At 39.7% G+C, this 22,732-nt stretch carries 14 protein-coding genes; 7 read left to right on the top strand and 7 right to left on the bottom strand.

Features of this window, described 5'->3' with window-relative positions; translation table 11 throughout:
* Positions 1–250 precede the first annotated feature (250 nt).
* Together Q4489_RS07100 and Q4489_RS07095 are read right to left on the bottom strand one after the other, a co-directional pair.
* Positions 251–1,288: a FecR domain-containing protein gene (locus Q4489_RS07100; RefSeq protein WP_303478448.1), complete on the bottom strand. Its 1,038-nt coding sequence runs from the start codon at positions 1,286–1,288 to the stop codon at positions 251–253.
* The gene (locus Q4489_RS07095) at positions 1,285–1,860 is read right to left on the bottom strand and encodes an RNA polymerase sigma factor (protein WP_303478446.1); all 576 of its coding nucleotides are present in this window, start codon (positions 1,858–1,860) and stop codon (positions 1,285–1,287) included. Before Q4489_RS07095 ends, Q4489_RS07100 begins: the two co-directional genes overlap by 4 nt.
* Before the next feature lie 393 nt (positions 1,861–2,253).
* On the opposite strand from Q4489_RS07095, the gene putP reads away from it, so the two are divergent.
* Positions 2,254–3,741: a sodium/proline symporter PutP gene (gene putP, locus Q4489_RS07090; RefSeq protein WP_303478444.1), complete on the top strand. Its 1,488-nt coding sequence runs from the start codon at positions 2,254–2,256 to the stop codon at positions 3,739–3,741.
* Positions 3,742–3,897: 156 nt separating this feature from the next.
* Positions 3,898–7,734 carry a bifunctional proline dehydrogenase/L-glutamate gamma-semialdehyde dehydrogenase PutA gene (putA, locus tag Q4489_RS07085; protein WP_303478442.1) on the top strand — a complete coding sequence of 1,279 codons (3,837 nt, stop codon included), beginning with the start codon at positions 3,898–3,900 and terminating at the stop codon, positions 7,732–7,734.
* A 73-nt stretch (positions 7,735–7,807) separates the two neighbouring features.
* Here the strand turns inward: putA and Q4489_RS07080 are convergent, their stop codons facing one another.
* Positions 7,808–8,698, bottom strand: a complete 891-nt coding sequence (locus Q4489_RS07080; RefSeq protein ID WP_303478440.1) for an EamA family transporter — start codon at positions 8,696–8,698, stop codon at positions 7,808–7,810.
* Positions 8,699–8,798: 100 nt separating this feature from the next.
* Between Q4489_RS07080 and Q4489_RS07075 the strand changes: the two genes are divergently transcribed.
* The 4 genes from Q4489_RS07075 to Q4489_RS07060 all read left to right on the top strand — a co-directional run bounded on the left by Q4489_RS07075 (position 8,799) and on the right by Q4489_RS07060 (position 11,912).
* On the top strand, positions 8,799–9,392 hold the full coding sequence (locus tag Q4489_RS07075) for an XTP/dITP diphosphatase (RefSeq protein WP_303478439.1): 594 nt from the start codon (positions 8,799–8,801) through the stop codon (positions 9,390–9,392).
* Between the two features lie 6 nt (positions 9,393–9,398).
* The gene (gene hemW, locus Q4489_RS07070; RefSeq protein WP_303478438.1) at positions 9,399–10,547 is read left to right on the top strand and encodes a radical SAM family heme chaperone HemW; all 1,149 of its coding nucleotides are present in this window, start codon (positions 9,399–9,401) and stop codon (positions 10,545–10,547) included.
* Position 10,548: 1 nt separating this feature from the next.
* Positions 10,549–11,064: a tRNA adenosine(34) deaminase TadA gene (gene tadA / locus Q4489_RS07065; protein ID WP_303478436.1), complete on the top strand. Its 516-nt coding sequence runs from the start codon at positions 10,549–10,551 to the stop codon at positions 11,062–11,064.
* An 86-nt stretch (positions 11,065–11,150) separates the two neighbouring features.
* On the top strand, positions 11,151–11,912 hold the full coding sequence (locus tag Q4489_RS07060) for an ABC transporter substrate-binding protein (RefSeq protein WP_303478434.1): 762 nt from the start codon (positions 11,151–11,153) through the stop codon (positions 11,910–11,912).
* A gap of 114 nt (positions 11,913–12,026) precedes the next feature.
* Here the strand turns inward: Q4489_RS07060 and Q4489_RS07055 are convergent, their stop codons facing one another.
* The 3 genes from Q4489_RS07055 to mltF form a co-directional block, all read right to left on the bottom strand.
* Complete coding sequence (locus tag Q4489_RS07055) at positions 12,027–14,765, bottom strand: pitrilysin family protein (protein WP_303478433.1); 2,739 nt, start codon at positions 14,763–14,765, stop codon at positions 12,027–12,029.
* Between the two features lie 201 nt (positions 14,766–14,966).
* Positions 14,967–15,113, bottom strand: a complete 147-nt coding sequence (locus tag Q4489_RS07050) for a hypothetical protein (protein WP_303478430.1) — start codon at positions 15,111–15,113, stop codon at positions 14,967–14,969.
* Positions 15,114–15,340: 227 nt separating this feature from the next.
* Positions 15,341–16,834 (bottom strand): membrane-bound lytic murein transglycosylase MltF, encoded by a 1,494-nt coding sequence (gene mltF / locus Q4489_RS07045; protein ID WP_303478429.1) that lies wholly within the window; start codon positions 16,832–16,834, stop codon positions 15,341–15,343.
* Between the two features lie 155 nt (positions 16,835–16,989).
* Here mltF and purL point away from each other — a divergent pair, with 155 nt between their 5' ends.
* The gene (purL, locus tag Q4489_RS07040) at positions 16,990–20,913 is read left to right on the top strand and encodes a phosphoribosylformylglycinamidine synthase (RefSeq protein ID WP_303478545.1); all 3,924 of its coding nucleotides are present in this window, start codon (positions 16,990–16,992) and stop codon (positions 20,911–20,913) included.
* 251 nt (positions 20,914–21,164) lie between these two features.
* Here the strand turns inward: purL and Q4489_RS07035 are convergent, their stop codons facing one another.
* Complete coding sequence (locus Q4489_RS07035; RefSeq protein ID WP_303478427.1) at positions 21,165–22,730, bottom strand: dihydrolipoyllysine-residue acetyltransferase; 1,566 nt, start codon at positions 22,728–22,730, stop codon at positions 21,165–21,167.
* Between the last annotated feature and the right edge of the window lie 2 nt (positions 22,731–22,732).

Here is a 22,732-nt window from a genome sequence, read left to right as displayed (position 1 = left end):
GTTGCTTTGTTAATAGAATAATGCGCAACCTAAACTAAAGAGTTCGTTGAAGGAAAAAACCGTAAACATTTTTACAAGTTTCTGAAATTGAATAGCGAAGACAGTATATTTTGTGTATACCTAACCCCGAATAATAAACCTTATTCAGAGGATAGGTTAAGTAGCAAAATGGGAGGTTAAGGTGTTGTCGATTGATAACACCTTATTGCAGATGATGACTTTGATAAGTCACTGTCAATATTAGGATTTACTACGCTTTTTTGGTCAATAAAATTTTATTGGAACCAAGACGTTGTGACTCAATATTAAAAGAAAGTTCTAAGGCTTCTATGAGTGCCTCACTATCACCTAACTCGAAGCGACCACTTATTTTAATATCATGTAAAGAAGGTTCTTTTAATACAAGAGTGACATCAATATAACGATTTATTTCTTCGATGACGTCAAACAATGCTTCGTTATCAAAAATTAATTGACCATCAAGCCAAGAGAGTTCTCGTGTCATATTATCTGAGGCAACATGTGTTAGCGTAGGAGTTTTGTTCTCGGCTACAACAGCTTTTTCACCCTTGGTAAGATACACATCATCTTTTTGAATAACAGTATTATCAAGTGCTTTGATATCAGCAATATTTGCATTGTGATGAACCTTTGACATTTTCACCTTACCATCAGTCACGGTCACTTGAATATTCTTAGGCTTTAAGTGGACAACAAATTTAGTGCCAATCGCTTGTACAAGACGATCACCAGCATAGACAATAAAGGGACGATTAGCATCATGAGCAACCTCAAATAATGCTTCACCTTTGATGAGTTTAACTAATCGTTTTTCAGCAGAAAACTCTGTTTCAATATGACTATCAGTATTTAAATGAATAATTGAACCATCCTTAAATGTGGTTTCAATTTGTTGACCTTTTACTGTTATATAGCTGTTTTTTGTCACATCTAATGGCATCATTAACCAAATAAAAAGCGCAATAAAGCTGATACTCGCCGCCAGCATCGCTGGTGCGGTCACGGGTTTTAATACGGCCCATAATGAGATTTTATTCGATGACGCCTTTTCATCAATATTATTGAGTATTTCATCCATGTCATCCCAGATTTCAGCCATCGCCTTTAACGCGACTTGGTGACGTTCATCTGCCGCCAACCAAGCTTTTAATTCTTTTCTAGATTGCTCAGATAAATTGCCACTATCTAATCGTACTAGCCAAATAGACGCTTCTTCATCAATCTTATTCGGCGTATGTAATGGCACTACGTTGTTACTTGGATTCATTTTGTACGCTCTTCGCTTGATTGATGCTGCTGCTTTTCATTCGTATTACTTTCAACGTCATACCCTTGTGTATAAAGCGACTGTTTACATTGTCTTAATCCTGTTGCTATATATTTTTCTACAGAGCTGACAGATACATTCATTTTTTTAGCGATTTCTTTATGGCTTAAGCAATAAAGCTTCCTTAAGAGTATCGCTCTACGGTTTTTCTCTGGTAGCGAATTTAACACGTTAGTAAAACGTTCAAACTTACGCTTTTGAAATAACTCTTTTTCTACAACATTCTCACCATCGCTTTCCAGTAAAGCGTCATCAAGTTCGGTGTGAATTTCTTTAGATTGTTGCATTAACTTTTTCAGTACCAAATTTCGGGAGACAACAAACAAATAACCTTTAGGTGATTTTATGGCTTGTTGTTCATTAGAGTGCAAAACTCGGATAAAAGTTTCTTGTAAAATATCATCTACATCTTGTGGCTCAACACTCATTTTCATAATAGAGCGCACTAAGCCATCCTTACATGCTTGGAAAGCCTTTAGCACTCTATTATTAGACGGCACTTTATCTTGCATTCAATGTCCCCAAAAACACCTTGTTCTCTTAAAGAGCTTTTTAATTAAAGAATCCATAAAATTTTATCACTAAAATATACCATAAAGTCGAATATAATTGCTTTTTGAATGGAAAAACCTGTTTTTTTCTACTCTATTGTTCATTGCAACAAGGAACACATGATAGACTCTCGGCACTTAGTCACGATAACTGATTAAACTCTGTTGCATGTCGTATTACGACTTAGCATAAGCAATTGGCAGTAAAGGATTTTATTTCCCTTTGTTTGAATTAAACGAGTAGTGTTACAGTACATCGTCATAAAATGTTATGGATTAATGGATAGAGATACTCTTTACCAGTATCAATAATAAATTTACTCTTACAATAAAAATACAACGGTGGAAATTATTTTGGAATTTGAAACTTTTTTCTCTTTAGGCCTATATTTTCTTGCAATGCTTGGTATTGGTTTTTATGCCTATCGTAAGTCAACCAGCGATGTGTCAGGTTATATGTTAGGGGGTAGAAGTTTAAGCCCAAGCGTTGCTGCACTTTCTGCTGGTGCCTCTGATATGAGTGGCTGGATGTTAATGGGGTTACCTGGTGCCATGTACCTAACTGGTGTTAGTAGTTTATGGATTGCAATCGGTTTAGTCATTGGTGCCTTTTTAAATTACCTTATTGTTGCTCCACGACTTAGAACCTATACCGAAGTCGCGAATGATTCAATTACTCTTCCTGATTTTTTTGAAAATCGTTTTAATGATAAATCAAGGCAATTAAGAATTGTTTCATCTGTTGTAATCGTGATTTTCTTCACCCTTTATACATCAAGCGGTATTGTTGCTGGCGGCAAACTTTTTGAAAGCTCTTTCGGATTAAATTATGAAATTGGTTTATATGTAACCGCTGGTGTTGTGGTGGCATATACACTTTTCGGTGGCTTTTTAGCGGTGAGCTTAACTGACTTTGTTCAGGGCTGTATCATGTTTGTCGCTTTAGTATTAGTGCCTGCTGTCGCTATTTATGAAATAGGTGGCGTGTCTGAAACCTACTCAACAATTAAAGCCGTTAACCCCGATCTATTAGATATCTTTAGTGGCGTTGGTGTTGTTGGTGTTTTTTCTGCCATGGCTTGGGGCTTAGGTTACTTTGGTCAGCCTCATATTATTGTACGTTTTATGGCAATACGTAGTGTTAAAGATATGCCTACTGCACGACGTATCGGTATGAGTTGGATGATTGTCGCCATTATTGGCGCTATGGCTACCGGTTTTGCAGGGATTGCTTATGTAACAAAAACAGGCTTAGCACTCGATGATGCCGAAACTATCTTTATTTTGTTATCTCAAATTTTGTTTAACCCTCTCATTGCTGGCTTTTTACTAGCCGCTATTTTAGCTGCGATTATGAGTACGATTTCTTCGCAACTGTTAGTGACATCAAGTTCTTTAACGGAAGATTTTTATAAAACCTTTTTACACCGCGAAGCCAGTGATAAACAACAAGTTTTAGTTGGCAGAATATCAGTATTTTTAGTCGCGTTAGTGGCTATTTATTTAGCTTACGATCGCGACTCCTCAATTCTCTCTCTGGTCAGTAATGCTTGGGCAGGGTTTGGCGCAGCTTTTGGCCCGGTAGTTATCGGTAGTTTATTCTGGAAAAAAATGACCAGAAACGCAGCGTTAGCAGGCATGATAACAGGCGCTTTAACAGTACTATTCTGGATTTATTCTCCATTCACTATTGATGGCCAATCTTTAAGTTCAGTGATGTATGAAATCGTTCCTGGCTTTATTTTATGTTCAATAGTGATTTTTGTGGTAAGTACCCTTTCACCACAAGATAACGAAGACATTTTAACTAAGCATGATGAAATGTTATCTCACCATGCTTAATGGTATGAATATTTGAATGTATGTCTACATGAATGCTTTGCATGAAGTAAGAAACGTTTTAAGGCTTTCAACTCATGTTTAGCATTCACAAATATTCAGTGGGTATAAAAAACTATAGTGTTAATGCACTATTCAGTCTATTTTGAGGGCAAATAAATGCTTTTTAATGGTTCGTTATTCTCTGATTGTCCCATTCGTCAGAAAATTCGTGAGTTTTATCGTATCGATGAAAACATAGCGGTAGATCATATTCTACCGGTAGCTGAAGTTAATGTAAGTGCGCGAAGTCGAGCATGGGAACGTGCTCGTAAAATGGTCTTGAAGATCCGAGAAGACCAAGAAGGAAACGGAGCCATAGATGCACTTTTAAATGAGTACTCTCTGTCAAGTGAAGAGGGTGTTGTATTGATGTGTTTAGCTGAAGCGTTATTACGTGTTCCCGATAAACATACACAAGATGCCTTAATTCGCGACAAAATTTCGCAAGGTAAATGGAGCTCTCATTTAGGCAGCAGTGAATCTTTGTTTGTTAATGCATCATCATGGGGACTTTTAATCACGGGTTCTATGGTCAATTATGCAGACAAACGTAAGCAAGATAACTTCGGATTACTGAAAAAAACCATCGGTCGTCTTGGCGAACCTGTTATTCGCAAATCAATGAACTATGCCATGAAAATCATGGGTAAACAGTTTGTAATGGGCGAAACCATTGAAGCAGCAACTGAACGTGCAGCCACCAAAGAACAAAATGGATATGTTTATTCTTACGATATGCTTGGCGAAGGTGCTCGCACCATGGAAGATGCTCAGCGTTACTTAGCGTCTTATCAACAAGCGATAGAAACTATCGGTTCGATTGCTCAAGCCTCAGGTAAGAACGACCCACGTAAAGTACCCGGTATTTCTGTAAAACTGTCAGCGATACATCCACGTTACGAGTTTAGCCATAAAGAACGTGTTTTAGCTGAAATCGTTCCGAAGCTTAAAACCCTGTGTTTACAAGCTAAACGCTATAACATCGGTTTAACCGTTGATGCCGAAGAATCAGAACGCTTAGATATTTCACTTGATATCATTGAAGCTGTCTTTAGTGATAACGATTTAGGTGACTGGAACGGTTTTGGTATTGCATTACAATCCTATCAAAAACGTGCGCTTTGGGTCGTTGAATGGTTACGTAGTTTAACATTACGAACAAACCGAAAAATGATGGTGCGCTTAGTTAAAGGGGCATACTGGGATACAGAGATAAAAAATACGCAAAAAGACGGTCATCTTCATTTTCCGGTATTTACGCGTAAATCTTCCACTGATGTTTCTTATCACGCATGTGCAAATAAACTATTAGATTACCGTGATACTATTTACCCACAATTTGCCACACATAACGCCTACACAGCAGCGACTATTGTAGAGCTTGCTGGTGATGATAAAGAAGGCTTTGAATTTCAATGCTTACATGGCATGGGCGATTCTCTTTACGATCAAATCGTTTCTGGAGAAAGCATCCAATGCCGTATTTATGCGCCTGTTGGTCATCATGAAGATCTACTCGCCTATTTAGTACGTCGTTTATTAGAGAATGGCGCAAACTCTTCGTTTGTAAATGCCATTGTTGATGAATCACAACCTGTTGAATCTTTGCTTGAAGATCCCGTTGAAAAAACACAACGTTTAAAAGACAAGTATAATAATCAAATTCTCAAGCCTGTCGCGTTATACCATGATAAAAATGGTAACGGGCGTGATAACTCAATAGGGGTAGACTTAGATGATATTATCGAAATCTCTACGCTAAAAACATCACTCGATAACTGGTTTGAGAATAACTTACTCAAAAGTGACGCATTACCTGAAAAATCAGTACCGGTGAAAAACCCAGCTAACCATCATGAAATTATCGGATATCACCATTTTCACGATAAAGCTGATATGTTAGCGATGATTGATACCGCAGAAAACGTATTGGCTTCATGGTCACAAACACCTGTAACTGAACGTGCTGCACTTTTATATCGCATTGCAGATATTCTTGAACGACACATGAATGAACTTATCGCTATGTGTATCAAGGAAGCTGGTAAAATAGCGCAAGACGGTATTGATGAGGTACGAGAAGCCGTTGATTTTTGTCGTTATTATGCTGAAAGAGCTGTTGAACTCGTAGAAGACGATAGATTAGAACCGCGTGGTGTAGTGTTATGTATTAGCCCTTGGAACTTCCCTTTGGCAATATTTTTAGGTCAAGTCGCGGCAGCAATCGCAACCGGTAATACTGTTTTAGCGAAGCCTGCAGAGCAAACTAGCTTAATTGCTTTATACACTATTGGATTAATGAAATCAGTTGGCTTACCTGAAGGTGTTGTACAAGCAGTAATCGCGCGTGGTAGCGATGTAGGTAGTGTTATTGTGCCTGACACACGTGTGCAAACAGTGATGTTTACCGGCTCGACAGAAACCGGTACTAGAATTTCACAAACCCTTGCAGAACGTGGCGGCGACCAAGTACCTTTGATCGCAGAAACTGGCGGTCAAAACTGCATGATTGTTGATTCAACCGCACTACCTGAGCAAGTTGTTGATGATATTATATCTTCAGGTTTTCAATCGGCAGGTCAACGCTGTTCCGCGTTGCGCGTGTTATTTTTACAAGAAGAAATAGCCGACGATGTCATTACCATGCTTAAAGGTGCATTAGCTGAATTACATATTGGCGACCCTGCCATGTTAAGTACAGACATTGGCCCTGTCATTGATCAAAAGGCCTTAGATGCACTTAACGCGCATAGCGACTATATGCAAACCCATGGTAAGTTATTATACCAATGTGAAATTGCTCAAGAGATAACTGATAAACTATCTGACAATGAACATTATTTCTTCGCTCCTCGCTTATATGAAATTGATGATATAAGCGTTTTGAAAAAAGAAGTTTTTGGTCCTTGTGTACATGTGGTTCGCTTTAAAGGCGAGGAAATTGAAAATGTGGTTGATAAAATAAACAGTACAGGTTTTGGTTTAACCATGGGGGTACATACCCGGATCAATCATCGTGCTCTTGAATTAGCAAAACTTTCTCGTGCAGGCAACATTTATATCAATCGTAATATGATTGGCGCAATTGTTGGTGTTCAACCTTTTGGTGGTCGTGGTCTATCAGGCACGGGTCCAAAGGCTGGCGGTCCAAACTATTTAACCCGTTTAATGAAAGAAAAAGCCACACCTGATGCAGAACAATTCAATATGTTACCAGAACAAGTTGAAGCATTAGAAAGTAATGAACAAGCCGGGTCTGAAGCAAACCTATTTATGGAAAAAGCTGACACGGCAGAAAAAGATTGGCGCTTAACAGAATTAAACACGCGGATCTCTTATGTTCGCCAATTATTAGCCAAAATTGCCCATGTAGATATCGTTGATGATCTTGCCGATGATTTAAATCGCACCCTAGCAGCAGCGCGCGATCAATTAATCAGCATTGAAAAACGCTTAAAGAAACCTACGGTATTACCGGGTCCTACAGGTGAATCAAATACGCTTTACTTGGAAAACCGTGGCAATATTATTTGTTTCGCGGATAAAAATACCAGTTTCCACTTTTGGACACTTTCATTAGTCACTGCTTTAGCGACGGGTAATACCGTTATTTCCGTTGTTTCAGATTTATTCTATGATGAGGCCATCGCTTTTAGAGATAAATTTCTTGCCACAGGTGTTGATAAAAACGTATTCCAAGTTGCCAGATTACGTCATTTATCTGCCTTGTTAGATCACCCAGCACTTTCAGGGGTAGTTATTGATAGTCTTTGTGATCGTAAGCATTATATCAGTGAAAAGTTAGCAGAGCGTCAAGGCGCAATATTACCGGTGATCAGTTCTGAGTACTTTGATAATTTGATCCAACGCTTATTAACAGAAAAAACCATCAGCATTGATACCACAGCATCTGGCGGTAACACTTCCCTAATGACTTTGGTTGAAGAAGATTAACATCATATGATGTGAATCTTAAGATAAAACGGGCATCACTTGATGCCCGTTTTTTATCATTAACTCACAACGATTAGGCTAATTGCTTTTTATTAAACAGCCGTTTACCAAAGGCATTTATAAACAATGATAACATCACTAAAATTATGCCAAATATTTGTCCAGTATTGAGTGTTTCACCCAGAAAAAATGACGCACACATAATACCTACGACAGGAACACCTAAAGTTAAAGGCGCAACTTGGCCTGCGGGGTAACGACTTAGTAAAGCTCCCCACATACTATAACCTAAAATAGATGCACCTATCGCTAAATAAAGTATGACTAATACACTAGAAAGCTTAACGCTTTCAATTGTTTGTATGATCACTTCTGGGCCTTCAAAAAAGTAGCTTGAAAGCGCGAAAGGAATAACCGCTACCCACGCTGACCAAACAACCAAACCTAAATTTGCTTGATAGCCTAGTTGGGTAATTTTACGATTAACAATATTGCCAATCGCCCAAGACATAGCGCCTGCAATGGTAAGCATAAAGCCAATTAACGTCATATCTGTAGACTGCCCTGCACTACTTATCGCCCACAATCCGAAAAATGCTATCGTTAACGCAATTAATTGGGTTCTGTGCAGTTGCTCTTTTAACAATACTATCGAAAATAGAATGGTAAACAACGCTTGAGATTGCAAAACGATCGATGCTAAACCTGCTGGCATACCAAACGCTAAAGCAGAAAAAAGCAAAGCAAATTGGCCAAAACAAAGTGTTATTGCGTAAAGCGCCATCCAACGCCAAGGTATTCCAGGCTTAGAGACAAATAACGAACCTAACAGCGCAACACATAAAAAGCGAGCGGCGCCCATAAATAATGGCGGCATATCTTGAACACCCCATGCAATGACGACAAAATTAAAGCCCCAAATAAAAATAATCATTAGGCCTAATAGGTTATCTTTTAAGGTCATTATTACTTCCTATCATTTTTCAAAATATCGACTTTGTTCTCCCTAATCACTTGAGATTAAGGTATGATCTGACTTTATTTTCTAAGCAGTATTTGAACAAATGACTACTATCGTTTTAGCTACCGGTAACCAAGGTAAAGTAAAAGAACTTGCCAGTTTGCTCGCAGAAAAAGGCTTTGTGGTAAAAGCACAAAGTGAGTTTAATGTACCAGATGTACCCGAAACAGGCACAACATTTGTAGAAAATGCGATTATAAAAGCAAGACATGCTGCAAGTATCACTGGTTTGCCTGCAATTGCTGACGATTCAGGTTTAGAAGTAGATGCCTTACAAGGTGCTCCAGGTGTTTATTCCGCTCGTTATGCGGGCGAAAATGCTAATGATAGCGATAATAATCAAAAGTTACTAAATGCCTTAAAAAACGTGGCCGAAAATGAACGAAATGCACGATTTCATTGTGTTTTGGTGTATATGACGCATGCAGAAGATCCCACCCCGCTTATTTGCCATGGTGTGTGGGAAGGCAGTATTGTAACCGAACAACAAGGCGAGCAAGGCTTTGGTTATGATCCGCTTTTCTGGCTACCCGAATTACACAAAACCTCTGCGCAACTGAACCGCGAAGACAAAAACACTTTAAGCCATCGTGGTAAAGCTCTTGCCCAATTAGCGACTAAATTACAGGCGAAATAAGCAGCAATGATGTTAACTGCTCCGCCTTTATCCCTTTATATTCATATACCTTGGTGTATTGAAAAATGTCCTTATTGCGATTTTAACTCTCATGCATTAAAACACGACATTCCAGAACAGGCTTATGTTACCGAATTAATTAAAGATCTTGACGCAGATATTCAACGCTTTGCACTTCACGATAGACCTTTGCATTCAATTTTTATTGGCGGAGGAACACCAAGTTTATTTAGTGCAGCAGCAATTTCAGCAATACTGTCTCAAGTATTACAACGATTTGAGCATCGCGCTGATATAGAGATCACATTAGAAGCAAACCCAGGCACGGTTGAAGCAGATAAATTTATCGGTTTTTACCAAGGTGGGGTTTCTCGTTTGTCCATTGGCGTGCAAAGCTTTGCTTCTGATAAATTAATTAAGCTTGGCCGTATTCACGACAGCAATCAAGCTAAACGCGCAGCAGCGCTAGCCCATGAATGTGGCATTAATACCTTCAACCTCGATTTAATGCATGGTCTACCGAATCAATCACTTGAAAACGCGTTGGACGATATTAAAACCGCAATCGATATTTCGCCGACACATCTTTCTTGGTATCAACTTACCATTGAGCCCAATACAGCTTTTCACTCAAAACCCCCTCAGCTGCCAGAAGATGAAACGCTTTGGGATATACAAGATAAAGGCAGCGCATTGTTAAGTAATGCTGGCTATCAGCAATATGAAATTTCAGCTTTTGCCAAGCCAGGCTTTGAATGTCAACATAATCTTAATTACTGGAAATACGGCGACTATCTCGGTATCGGCTGCGGAGCTCACGGTAAAATTACAGATCCTATTAACCAACAAATACATCGCACGATTAAAGTTAAGCACCCTAAAGGTTATTTAGATACTCACCGTGCTCATTTAGATCAATTATTAACGGTTGCCAAAGAAGAGCGCCCTTTTGAGTATTTAATGAATAGATTAAGGTTATTTTCAGCGTTTAATGAAGCTGATTTTGAACAGACAACAGGGCTAGCCTTTAACACTATTTCTGCAAAAATGCATCGTGCGCTAGACAAAGGGCTTTTACAGCATCAAAGTGGAAACTGGCAAGTAACAAAGCTCGGTCATCGGTATTTAAACAGCTTGCTAGAAGAGTTTTTGTAACATGACGCAATACAACCAAACAGAGATCGACTATGCATTTATGGCTAAAGCCTATGCATTAGCGTTAAAAGCTGAACAACATGATGAAATCCCCGTGGGTGCCGTAGTTGTTGCTGACGGCCATGTTATTGGTGAAGGTTTCAATCAGTCAATTATGCAACATGATCCATCGGCTCATGCAGAAATGATCGCTATACGCCAAGCAGGAAAAACGTTAGAGAACTATCGTATGCTTGATTGCACTTTATATGTCACCTTAGAACCATGTCCGATGTGTGCAGGTTTACTGGTTCATAGCCGTATAAAGCGCGTGGTGTTTGCTTGTGCTGATGAAAAAACGGGTAGCGCAGGTAGTGTTTTTGATTTAACACGCAATGACAAGCTCAACCACCAAATTGAGATAACCTCTGGCGTGATGGCAACAGAGTGTAGCGCATTGCTCTCTAGCTTTTTTAAACGTCGCCGACTAGAAAAAAAAGCATTGAAACAAGTAATTAAAAGTAATAAAAACGCATGAGCAACATTATAAAAAAGACATAAGTATATCGATCTAACTATTGATTTTAGTTATATTAAATAATACTGCGTTCTCGGGATAAATTTATGCTATCAGTTTTTCGACAAGCACTGCTCATTATTTGTTGTGTCGTATTCATACCCAGCCAAGCAACGCAAACCCCTTCTCACTTTCCAATAAAAATTTATTCTGAGATTTGGCCACCATTTCAAGTAAAAAGCGATAATAATCAGTTAACTGGCCAAGCGACAGAACAAGTTAGAAAAGCATTCAAAAGCGGCAACATCCCATATAAAATTGTTAATATGCGTTGGGCTCGTGCGTTAAAATCCGTCAAAGAGTCTCCGAATACTCTTATCTATTCAATTTCAAGAACACCTGAACGTGAAAAGCAATTTTATTGGATAGCAAAACTTGGGAATGTGAAGACAAGACTTTTAACGTTATCAGACAACGAAGAAAAAATCACTCATCCAGCACAACTTAAAAAATATGTTATCGCCTTAAAACGTGCAGAGGCCAGCACAAGTTATTTTATTTCATTAGGGTTAACACCTGGAAAAAACATTATTTTTGTAAACAACACCGAACAAGCTTTAAAATTACTTAAAGCAAAACGTGTCGACTTTTATCCTATTTCTGAACAAAATTTTATCCCTTCGGTTAATAATACAACGTTTAAAAAAGAAAGTTTCACTTTAGATTACACTTTCAAAGCACTATCGTTTGATATTTATATTGCAGCAAACAAGCACAGCGATACCGCTTTAATGGAAAAAATAAAAGTATTATTTCAAAATGAATCCGCTTTACACCAAAAGGGGTCAGGTACATCACTAAAACATTAACCACGATTAAGTTATCTAAACGTTTTCAAAAATAACCACCTTCTTTGGAGGTGTTTTGAGTTAACATAAAAAAAGGAAGCGCAAGGCTTCCTTTTTATTGGGCTTAATAGTTATCTATTTTTCAACTTTAGACATATCGCCTGCTTTAATAATCGCAAATGCTTCTACTGATAAGTATTTACGCATCACGTTATTAATGTCTTCTGCCGTTAACTTCGCAATTTGCGCTTCATATTTTTTACTGAATTGCATTGTGCGATCTAAACGGATATTTGTGTTTAGCTTGCCAGCAAGTTCACGATCTTGAGAACGACTTACTTTACGTCCTTGCAACATGCCAGATTTTGCCGCAGCGACTTCTTCATCAGTAAAACCATCTTTAAGCATACGCGCAACTTCTTCTTTAAAGCCTACTTCAACTTTCGCTAAGTTTTGCGGCGCACAAATAGCATATGCCCCAAGAGACGCTCGCTGATCAAAATCACTGATATTAATAAATGAGCCTGCACCATAACTTAAACCATCTTTTTGTCTTAAGCGAGTTGCTAAGCGACTGTTTAAGAATCCACCACCTAACATGTAATTGCCCATAGTTAACGCTGGAGCATCAGGATGGTTTTGTCCCACTGGAATGCTTATTGATGCAACAAAAGTCGCATTTTCTTTGTCTGGCGTATCAAAGATCATCGCTTCATTTGACAGCTTTTTATACGGGCTATCGATACGTGAATATCCTGTTTCACTTTGCCAATTTGCCGTCATCTCATCAAGTACTTTTGTTGTCTCTGCTTCATCGAAATCACCTACAACGGTAATTTGCATACTTGACGTTCCATAGAAATCTTTATGAAATTGCTGAACATCTGCTAAAGAAACTGCAGCCAATTCTGTTAGCATTTCCTCAAACGTCGCCACATAGTTAGGATGCCCTTTAGGGTATGGATTTTGGTGGCGTGAGTAAGCTTTAAACGCAATGCGTTGCGGATCTTGTAGTTGCTGCTCTATGGCAACCTTAGTTTCACTTTTGTATAAATCAAATTCCTTTTGGCTGAACGCAGGTTTTTGTAATACTTCACCTACTAACTTTAAGGTTTCATTTAAATTTTTGCGTGTAGTGTTCACCGTAACGTAGGCGTAAGTATTTCCACCACCAATATTAACTTGCGCTTCCAGCTTATCAAATGCTTCTTTTAATTGCTCACGGGAATAATTTTCAGTACCTCGCATTAACATTGCGCCCGCTGCATCACCAACAGCATTCAAGCCCTGCAACGAGAGTAAGTCTCCCATTTGCATATTAACTCTAACAACGACTGACTCGCCTCGCGTTTTCTTAGGAAGTAAGGCAATTTTTACACCTGTATCAAGTTTGCTCGTTTCAGTTCGTGCATCGATATTATCATGTGATGGATTAAACGCTTCGCCTTGCGCTACAGCTTCACGGCCTTTATAGTCTTTAACCATCGCAGAAACACTTTCAACATGTGGAATGTCAACACGCTCAGGGTTTTCAGCAGGAATAAACTTACCTAATGTTCTGTTGTTACGCGTAATATAGCTAGCAGCAACACGGTTAACATCTTCAGCTGTCACTTTTTCAATACGATCTCGATTTAAAAATAATAAACGCCAATCGCCCATTCCCAGCCATTCGCTTAACTCCATGGCAATGCGCTCTGATGAATTAAACGCTAATTTGGTATTTTTTAATATGGTGCGTTTCGCTCTTTCCACTTCTTCTGAGGTAATTGGTTTATCGCTAATACCTTCTAATGTAGAAATAAGGGCTGTTTCAGTTTTCGCTAAATCATTGGCTTTATCCACTTCTGCCATAAAAATGGCAACACCTGGTTCTGCCCATTGAAAATTGAAACCGAAAGCGTTACTCGCTAATTTTTTCTCAACCAATGATTTGTGTAACCGTCCAGTTGCTTGAGCTGACAGTACTTCATTTAATACATCGATAGCAGCAAAGTCAGGATGCGAGCCAGCAGGGACATGATAAACAGTACCGATCATTTGCGCATCACCGACACGACGCACTGTTACAAAACGTTCACCATCTTGCGCGGGCTCACGTGTATATAACGGTTGAATAACACGTGAAGGTTTAGCAATTTTACCAAAAGTTGCATTTATTTTTTCTAACATCGTATCAACATCAAACTTACCAGCAACAGTTAATGTCGCATTATCTGGTTGATAATATTTACGATAAAACGCTTGTAAGCGGTCAATCGGTACATTTTCTAAATCAGCACGAGCACCAATAGTTGATTTACCATAATTATGCCACTCATAAGCTGCTGCTAACATGCGTTGTAAAGTAATGCGAAACGGATTATTTTCGCCACGTTCAAACTCATTTCGTACCACGGTCATTTCGCTGTCCAAATCTTTTTTGGCAATGAACGAGTTAACCATACGGTCTGATTCCATGCTTAAAGCCCAGTCGATATTTTCTTCTGTGGCAGCAAACGTTTCAAAATAGTTGGTGCGATCTGTCCAAGTTGTGCCATTTGGCCTAGCGCCATGTGAGCTTAATTCTGCAGGAATATCTTTATGCTTTGGCGTACCTTTAAACACGAGGTGCTCTAATAAATGAGCCATCCCTGTCTCACCGTAATTTTCATGTTTAGAGCCAACATGATAGGTGACATTAACAGTGACAGTTTCTTTCGTATTATCAGGAAAAAGTAAAACTTGTAATCCGTTATCAAGGCGGTATTCAGAAATTCCTTCTACCGAAGTAACTTGTTTAATTTTATCGGCAAAAACCGACGGTGAAAGTGTGGTTATACAAATAGAAGCAGCAATTGCTATTTGTGATGGTTTGCACCATTTTTTCAACATTATTATACCCTTTTTTTATCGTAGTATAATCAATGTAGCAAATTGTTAATGAGCTGTTAAAGAAACAGTAAAAATAACAAAAGGTAGAATGTAACAATATGTAAATTTTATTCAACACTTTAAATAAAATAATAAAAGTAATAGAAAGGTGGGTAATCGAATAACGGTATAGATGAAAGGCATAAAAAACGGTAGCAGGGTTTAATTCATGCTACCGTTATGGGTACAGTTTACGTCTTGGCTCTCTTGTATAAAGTGCATCAAACGACGGTTATTCACTTTTACTTTATGCCGATTCATTAAACGTTTTCGTTGCGTTGAATGCGACACTTTTCGTGCTTTTTGCATATAATATTCTCCTATTAATTCGATGATGTTTGTTGGTACTTAATATAGACACAATAAAAGTAAAAACGTTCAACAAACATACTCTATAATATGGTGTCTACAGGCGTTATTATCAAGAGAATATATGACAGTTTGATGAAATGCTGTCTGTATTATGTAAGAAAGTGTCTCTGCATTACAAAACGCGGCAATTCGCGGTTAAAATAAGTCTGCAAGGTTAAATATTGTTACTCGTCTTTTGGCAGTTCGGGGCTATGCTTTTCTAGTGCTGATACGTTTGGCGCAGCATTAGTGAGCTCTTGTTGTTCTAAGGCCTCAAGCAACAGCTGTTGTTCAGCCTCTTGTTGTTTTTCATCCATCCACGTTAGGGTGTCGTAGTAACGTCGAATGTTTTCAACGTAATTCACAGGTTCATCACCGCGTGCATAACCATAGCGAGTGAATTTATAATATTTTTTCTGTTTTAATAATGGCAACCGCTGTTTAACATCAACCCAACGATCAGGGTCCCCCCCTTGTAAGCGGGTGATCTCTCTTGCATCATTTAAATGCCCAAGACCAACATTATAAGAGGCTAAAGCGAACCATAATCTGTCGGGGTGTGGAATTCTATCAGGCATGCGATCAAACATTTGTTGAAAATATTTAGCTCCACCCTGAATACTTTGTTCTGCATCAATTCTACTTTTAATACCCATTTGCTTGGCAGTAGGTAACGTTAACATCATCATACCTCGTACCCCTGTATGAGATCTTGCTCTTGGATTCCAATGTGACTCTTGGTAGCTAATAGCTGCTAGCAATCGCCAGTCAATCTCTTGCGCATATTTCTCAAAAAGCGGACGATATTTTGGCAGCTTTGCATCCACTGCTTTAATAAAGGTACGAGTATCTACATAATTAAATTGTTCAACATGACCAAAATATTTATCGTCAAGGGCTAATAAAGTCCCGTTATGATGAATATCGCCAAAAAACTCAATCATACTTGCCAATATTGAATCATCACCTTCTTTGCGAATCGGCCATGCAATTAACTCTGATGCCTGAAGGGTAAAGCCAATGCTAATTTCAGGGTAATACCGGCGACTAACAGCAAGCGTGTGGCTATCAATGATGGTGTAGTCATATTCATCATTTAAAATCCGGATCAGTACTTCTTCGCTGTCTAGTTCTTCGGTTTCTTGCCAAGTAAGTGCGGGAAAGGTTTGCTGAATGTTTTGTAAGTTTTCAACATGGCTTGAATTAGCGGTAACTATCAATTTACCGGTTAAATCTTCTAATTTTCTGGGGCGTTTATTTCCTTGTTTAAAAACAAGTTTTTGACTGATTTGATTATAGCTAGGCGCAAAATTATAACGCTGTAGCCGTTTATCTGTAATGGTTAACCCTGCTGCTAAAAAGTCAACTTCACCGCTATCAAGCAAAGCAAAAAGCTCTGCCAAGCTATAGCTAGCAACAATTTTTAATTCAACACCTAAATAATCAGCATATTTTTTGGCTAATTCATACTCAAAGCCTGTTTCACCTTCTGGGCCGATATAATAACTCGTTAATCCATAAAGGGTACCAACAGTGATATACCCCTGTTTAGCGACTTTTGTAAGCCCTGATTGTTCAGACTTTTTTTGACAACCGCTCAACGTAAAAATAAACGGTAGACATAACAACCAAACAAGGAATATATTGCGAAAATATTTAAAGTGTACAACGTTCATCATTCCATTGTGGCGTGCTTTTATTGTTTATCAAAGTCTTTTTTTTCATTTCCGGAAAACAACCATGGAATTTTTTTTACTATTGCCCTGCTTTTACACTATAATACGCGCGATTTTTATTCCAATAAATCCAACCTTGGTGAATACATAATATGGCGATGTTGATTCAAACCCTTCGTGGCGCTCCAGCCTTATCTGATTTTCGTATCAAGAAATTACTTGATCAGTGTGCTGAACTTAGCCTTCCTGTCACAGATATTTATGCAGAGTATACTCATTTTGCACAGTTAACTGCTGAGCTTAACGAACAAGAAACACACGTATTAGCAAAACTGCTAACGTACGGCCCTAGCATTGAAGAACATGAACCGGTAGGCAAACTACTATTGGTTACCCCTCGCCCTGGTACTATTTCACCTTGGTCATCAAAATCTACTGATATTGCGCATAATTGCGGGTTAGATAAAGTCGTTCGCCTTGAAAGAGGCCTTGCTTACTATATTCAAAGTTCAGCGCTAAGCGCACAACAAGAGCAACAACTAAACGGTTTGATTCATGACCGTATGATGGAAGTGATTTTTACTGACGCACAACAAGCACAAACTCTTTTTGCAACAGCTGAACCCGGTAAATTAAACGCAGTTGATGTATTGTCTGGCGGTCGTGAAGCGCTGGCTACTGCAAATATCGAATTAGGTTTAGCGCTTGCCGATGACGAAATTGATTACTTAGTAGAAAATTTCATCAAGCTTGGTCGTAACCCTAACGACATCGAACTTTATATGTTTGCCCAAGCAAACTCAGAACATTGTCGCCATAAAATATTTAATGCTGACTGGACAATCGACGGCCAAGAACAGCCAAAATCATTGTTCAAAATGATTAAGAACACCTACGAAACCAATCCTGATTACGTATTAAGCGCATATAAAGATAACGCTGCAGTGATGGTTGGCTCCGAAGGTGGACGTTTCTTCCCTCACCCTGAATCAAAAGAATACGGCTACAACCACGAAGATATTCAAATATTAATGAAGGTTGAAACCCATAACCACCCCACCGCTATTTCACCATACCCAGGTGCTGCTACTGGCTCAGGCGGTGAAATTCGTGACGAAGGCGCAACAGGCATTGGCTCTAAGCCTAAAGCAGGTTTAGTCGGGTTTACTGTTTCTAACCTACGCATCCCTAACTTTGAGCAACCTTGGGAAACAGACTTTGGTAAACCAGAGCGTATTGTTTCTGCCTTAGACATTATGGTTGAGGGCCCGTTAGGTGGCGCCGCATTTAACAACGAGTTCGGCCGTCCTAATATTCTCGGTTATTTCCGCACCTATGAAGAACAAGTAGACTCATTCAACGGCAAAGAAGTTCGCGGTTACCATAAACCGATTATGCTTGCGGGTGGTTTAGGAAACATTCGTGATGAGCATGTACAAAAAGGTGAAATTAATGTTGGTGCTAACCTTATTGCTTTAGGCGGCCCTGCAATGAACATTGGTTTAGGCGGTGGCGCTGCATCTTCTATGGCGTCAGGTCAGTCTGCTGAAAACCTCGACTTCGCTTCTGTACAACGTGAAAACCCAGAGATGGAACGCCGTTGTCAGGAAGTGATCGACCGCTGTTGGCAATTAGGTGACGAAAACCCTATTTTATTTATTCATGATGTCGGTGCTGGCGGTTTATCTAACGCATTCCCAGAGCTTGTTGCTGATGGTGGACGCGGTGGCAACTTTGAATTACGCAACGTACCTAATGACGAGCGTAGCATGTCACCATTAGAGATCTGGTGTAATGAATCTCAAGAGCGTTATGTGTTAGCCGTCTCAGATGAAAAGCTGGCCCAATTTGAAGCCATTTGTCAACGTGAACGAGCACCTTTTGCCGTTGTAGGTAAAGCAACCGAAGAAGAGCACTTAACGTTAACTGATGAACATTTTGCTAATGACGAGCAATTAAACAAACCGATTGATTTATCATTAGATCTTTTACTAGGTAAACCACCTAAAATGCACCGCGATGTGCAAAGTAAAACCGAAACAGGCGCGGCATTAAACTTAACCAATGTAGCTGTTGCTGATGCAGCTGATCGCATTTTACGTTTACCGACTATTGCTGAAAAAACCTTTTTAATCACTATTGGTGATCGTAGTGTTACGGGTATGGTTGCCCGCGATCAAATGGTTGGTCCTTGGCAAGTTCCGGTTGCAGATTGTGCCGTTACAACTGCTGCTCTTGATTCTTATCACGGTGAAGCTATGTCAATGGGTGAACGTACACCGGTTGCCTTACTTAATTATGGTGCTTCTGCACGCTTAGCTGTTGCTGAATCTCTGACTAATATTGCTTCAGCAGATATTGGCGATTTAAATCGTATTAAACTTTCTGCAAACTGGATGGCTGCAGCTGGACACCCCGGTGAAGACGCGGGTCTATATGAAGCGGTTAAAGCCGTTGGTGAAGAACTTTGTCCAGCACTCGGATTAACCATTCCGGTGGGTAAAGACTCCATGTCAATGAAAACTAAATGGCAAGAGAACGGTGAAGAAAAAGCTGTCACCTCTCCGCTTTCGTTAGTGATCACTGCATTTGGTCGTGTTGAAGATGTCCGTAAAACTGTCACCCCTCAATTACGCATCGATAAAGGCGAAAGCCGTTTGATCGCCATTGACCTTTCCAACGGGAAAAACCGTTTAGGTGGTTCTTGTTTAGCACAAGTTTACAAACAATTAGGTACTGAAACACCCGATGTCGACAGTCCAGAAACATTAAAAGGTTTCTTCAATGCCATTCAATCGCTTGTCGCAGACGAAAAACTGCTGGCTTATCATGATAGAAGTGATGGTGGGTTATTTACTTCTGTCGTTGAAATGGCCTTCGCTGGTCATACCGGGGTAGACATTGATTTAACCGCACTTGAAGGTGACGATTTAAGTGTGTTATTTAGCGAAGAGCTAGGCGCCGTTATCCAAGTTCGTGAGCAAGATGTTGATGATGTAAACCAAGTGTTTGAACAACATGGCATAGCTGCATTGTGTACCGATATCGGTGGTATCAATAATGATGACACCATTCGATTTACCCGTAATGGTGAAACAGTCTTAGAAAATAGCCGTACGTATTTCCGTACGGTTTGGGCAGAAACAACACTTAGAATGCAAGCAATGCGTGATAATCCTGAATGTGCCCAAGAAGAATTTGACGTTAAATTTGATACGGAAGATCCAGGTTTAAACGTGTCATTATCTTATGATATTAATGAAGATACCGTTGCCGATTTAATTGCGAAAGACGCACAAACAGGTAATAACCCTAAAGTGGCTATTTTACGTGAACAAGGTGTTAACTCACACGTTGAAATGGCTGCAGTTTTTGATCGTGCAGGCTTTAAAGCGATTGACGTACATATGTCAGATGTACTTGCTGGTCGTGTAGACTTGGCCGATTTTAAAGGCCTTGTTGCTTGTGGTGGCTTCTCATATGGTGACGTACTAGGCGCTGGTGAAGGTTGGGCGAAGTCTATCTTATTTAATGCGAATGCTCGTGAAATGTTTAAAACCTTCTTCCACCGCGAAGATACTTTCTCTTTGGGTATTTGTAACGGTTGCCAAATGTTATCTAATTTGAAAGAAATTATTCCAGGTGCTGAAGCATGGCCACATTTCGTGCAAAATGCATCTGAACGTTTTGAAGCGCGTTTTTCATTAGTTGAAATACAAGAAAGCCCTTCAATTTTCTTCAAAGGGATGGAAGGTTCACGCATGCCAATCGCTGTTTCACACGGTGAAGGCCGCGCTGAATTTACCAGTGAAGAGGCAATCGGCGCAACAAACGATTCAGGCACAGTAGCAATGCGTTTCGTGAATAACTATGGTGACATCACCGAAACCTACCCCGCAAACCCGAATGGTTCACCAGACGGCATTACCGCATTAACAACAACGGATGGCCGTGTCACCATTATGATGCCGCATCCTGAGCGGGTATTCCGTACAGTTGCCAATTCATGGCACCCTGATGAGTGGCATGAAGATTCACCTTGGGTGAGAATGTTCCGCAATGCTCGCCAATTTATCGGTTAGATATAGCCTTAGCAATATAGCTTGCTAGGTTGCTACAGCACATTGAAAATGGCTCCATAATAATGGGGCCATTTTTTTAACTGTATTTCGCCATTAATATCAGCAAATAAACGGACGGTTTTCAATCGTTCAACGTAGTAAAGGTAAACAATGACAACCATCTGATATATCTTAATTTCACGACAAAAAAAACGGTCTATATAAAGACCGCTTTTTAATTTCAGTTATTAAACTAAACAGTGATAACCATATTAGCTCATGTGAACAAGCATATTGCTTGGCTCTTCTAAGAACGACTTCCACAAGTTACTAAAGCGGGCGATTGTACCACCATCAATCACACGATGGTCACCAGACCAACTTACTTGCATGATAGAACGTGCTTCAACTTCACCATGTTGATTAAAACGCGGTAATGTTTGTAACTTACCAAGTGCAACAATTGCTGATTCTGGTTTATTAATAATTGGCGTGGCGACAGTTCCCCCAATTGCACCAATATTTGAAATTGAGATTGTGCCCCCTTTCAAATCGGCCGCCGCAACACGCCCTGATCGCGCATCATTGGTTAAACGAGTAATGTCTTTCGCTAAATCAATAATAGATTTTGTTTGCACCTGTTTAACATTGGGTACTAACAAACCAACTTTAGAATCAACGGCCATTCCAATATTATGATCATCAAAATAGGTAAGCTCTGTGCAGTCTTCATTAGGCTGTGAGTTTATCACCGGGTACTCTTTCAATGCTAACGACATTGCTTTCATGAAAAATGGCATCATAGTTAATTTAATATCTTGTTTAGCATAGACTTCTTTTAAATCACTACGAAGCTTGATCAAGTTCGTCATGTCTATTTCTTCACAGTAAGTAAAGTGAGGAATAGTTGATACTGACGCAACCATCGCTTTTGCCATTGCTGCTTTTACGCCTCTGATCGCTTCAACACGCGTACCGCCAACCGTTGTAGCTGATGGTTTATCGTGTTGTTCAGCTGCTGGTGCGTCATTAAACGCAAGCACATCATCTTTATAAACTCTGCCTTTTTTGCCACTGCCAGGTATTTCGTGAATGTTAACACCCAATTCACGAGCAACACGGCGTACCGCAGGGCTTGCAACCGCTTTTTTATTAACAACTTTGGGGGTTGTTACAGCAGGTGTATTTGATTCTGCAGGCGTTGAAGTTGTTGCAGGTGGTACCGGCAATTTTTCATTTTCAGGTAATACTTCAGCAGCCGGGTCTTGTGAGTCAGTTAATGCGCGCTCAAGTGAAAATAGCGGTGCATGAACTTTTGCAATTTCCCCCTTGCCGTAATAAAGCTTTACTACCGTACCAGAATGCATTGCTGGGATCTGTACTAACGCCTTATCGGTCATTACATCGGCTACCGGCTGATCTTCTTCAATGGTGTCGCCTTCAGCAACTAACCATTCAACCACTTCACACTCAACAATACCTTCACCAATATCGGGTAAGATAAAGTCTTCGACGATGGTGCCAGAAGCGGGAGTGCTCGCTGGTTTCGTGTTCGTTTCACTAGTTGTAGGCTCAGCTTCAACTTGTGGTGATGCTTCACCTTCAGGAGTCATAGCGAATAAAGGTGCGTGAACCTTAGCAATTTCGCCTTTAGCATAGTAAAGCTTATCAACGATGCCAGAGTGCATTGCAGGTATTTGAACAAGCGCTTTGTCGGTCATTACGTCAGCAACCGGCTGATCTTCTTCTATACGATCGCCTTCTTTTACTAGCCACTCAACCAGTTCACATTCAACGATACCTTCTCCGATGTCCGGTAAAATAAAATCAATGCTCATGT

The organism is Thalassotalea sp. 1_MG-2023, assembly GCF_030546745.1.
Taxonomy (GTDB): domain Bacteria; phylum Pseudomonadota; class Gammaproteobacteria; order Enterobacterales; family Alteromonadaceae; genus Thalassotalea_C.
This window is presented reverse-complemented; position numbering and strand designations above follow the sequence as displayed.